Source organism: Porphyromonas loveana (assembly GCF_003096695.1).
Lineage (GTDB): Bacteria > Bacteroidota > Bacteroidia > Bacteroidales > Porphyromonadaceae > Porphyromonas > Porphyromonas loveana.
Genome location: NZ_QEKY01000036.1, coordinates 1 through 2,141 on the forward strand (window position 1 = coordinate 1; position 2,141 = coordinate 2,141).

Here is a 2,141-nt window from a genome sequence, read left to right on the forward strand (position 1 = left end):
TATTGATCGTCTTTACAACCGTTTCTTTATTATATCCAACTACTGTAAGAGTAACCGAGCTCTCGTTAGTCAGACCTTGAAGATTGATCGTAGCAGCTCCTCCTGTTACAATTGCTGAGCCGAAAAGCTTACCATTGGCAGAAATAGAAGCAATAGCTCCATCATAGTCGCAAGAAATGCTTACGGAAGCATCCGTCAGAGCGATCTGACTCGGAGCTGTCACTGTCATTGCTTTTGGTTGGAGTGTACGAACAAGCAGTGAGGGGTCTCCGAATACAGTCCATGTATCTGCTGTTGCATAAGCAGATGCGCCGTACTTTTCGATCATACCATAGATACCATTGGTCGTGATACCTCCGAATGTACGCTTGATATTAGCTGCGTGCTTCTCGCAAAGGATCTCATTCATCTCATCTTGACCACGCATGGGTGGATTCCATGGCTGGTTGATTGTAGATGCAATAATAGCGATAGATCCGGTGGGTTTACCTTCTTTCTGTGCACGCATGAACCCTTCTGCAAAACATGTCATATTCATGAAGTTTCCATTCACACAGGCTACGTCGAAGATGAATGGCAGCTGGTTGTAGTTAGTCAGCTGTGACATGTGGTTCGTACCAAAGCCTGATGTCACCCAATATGTGTCACTACCATGACCGGTGTAGTTGATAATAGAAGTACCCGCATTGATATCAGAAATAATGTGTTGAGCTGTAACGGCTCCATCTCCGAAACGTTTAGACACATAAGTGTAGCCGTATTCTGTGAGGAGATTTGCAATCACTGTCTCATGTTGGATGTCGGATTCTCCGTTGTCGGCGAATGATCCACCGTCAGAAGAAGCGATACAAAGACCGCGTCCGAGCCATGATTCTCCGGCCTTAACGTCTCGTTCATAGTGAATCGTACGATTGATCTGAGTCTTCAAATCTTCCACATTCTCACATGAGAAGCGGCCGATGAACACCTCATTGTAATGGTCGGTTCCTACTACCTGACCGAAGATCTGATCGGATTTACCGCCGGTACCATTACCGGCAGGAATGTGCTTGTTGTCGCCGATCAAGAGTACATACATGAGGGGGGCGCTACCGTCCTTGTTATATTCATCCTTAACGAACTGACGAACTGCTGCAGCTGTAACGGGAGAAGCGATTTCTTCCGCCACCTTTACTTCGGTGCGAAGCCCTCGCTGGTTCTTCCATGCTACAAATTCAGTTATTTCATTTTTGAACTGCTCTGGAACAATAACGATCATACGACCATCCTGCTTCTCTTCTACCGGCGTGTAACGGTTTGCCTTGTAGTTCATGAAGAGACGGTGGTATGTGTCTTCAAAACCGGCAAAAGTTCCTTTTGGCTTGACAAGAGTATTCTTGCCCTGTTGTGCCGTTTCGCTTACTGCCACCACAATTTCCGTATAGATACGAAGCGTCTTGGTCACGGGATTGTACTGGAGCGGAGCAAAGTTCACTACCTGGCCGCGTACTTCACGCACGATGAAAGGATCGCTGAGAGTTGCAACTTCTCCGGGGAAGAACTTATTTTCTGAATAGCTCTGTCCGAACGTGTAAGGGATCTTGTTCGGATCTTCGTTACGCATGATCATTCCCTTAGAAGGAGCGATCAGTACGTTCTGCTTTTCAATAAATTTAGAGGAAACAACCTCTACTTTCATTTCGCGCGTGTCTGAAACAGCCAACGAGCGAGAAAGAATAGGAAGCGTCGGCATTCCCTTCTCAGAGACATTAACCCCTTCGGTAAACGTGGGCACTTGTGCCACGCCCTTAGAGGTTTGAACTTCGGTGAACCGGAGGTTGTCCATGCGGAACTGAACCTTTGTCACTGACTGTTGAGCGGATTCGAGCAACCTCACTTGAGGATTGCGACCCAACTCTGCTTGCTGCGCAAAAGCCATTCCCCCTGCAAGGGAAGTGCAAATGGCAATCGAAACAAACTTGTTCAACTTTTTCATTTTACTTAAATGATTATACATTTTTCTGTTTGATTGATTTCTACCCGCTCGTTTTCACGGTATTTGTCTCGTAGGATAGACAAAATGCAAAGGAAGGGCAGAAAAAAACTCAGTGGGGCAAATATAACGAGATTTCTCAGCCAACAACAAAAAAAGGAGACAAAAG

General features: G+C 46.0%; 1 protein-coding gene. It reads right to left on the reverse strand.

Features of this window, described 5'->3' with window-relative positions; translation table 11 throughout:
* On the reverse strand, nt 1-1,975 hold a 1,975-nt coding region (locus C7382_RS09950; protein WP_243405714.1), incomplete at its 3' end, for a C25 family peptidase propeptide domain-containing protein.
* Nucleotides 1,976-2,141: the final 166 nt, after the last annotated feature.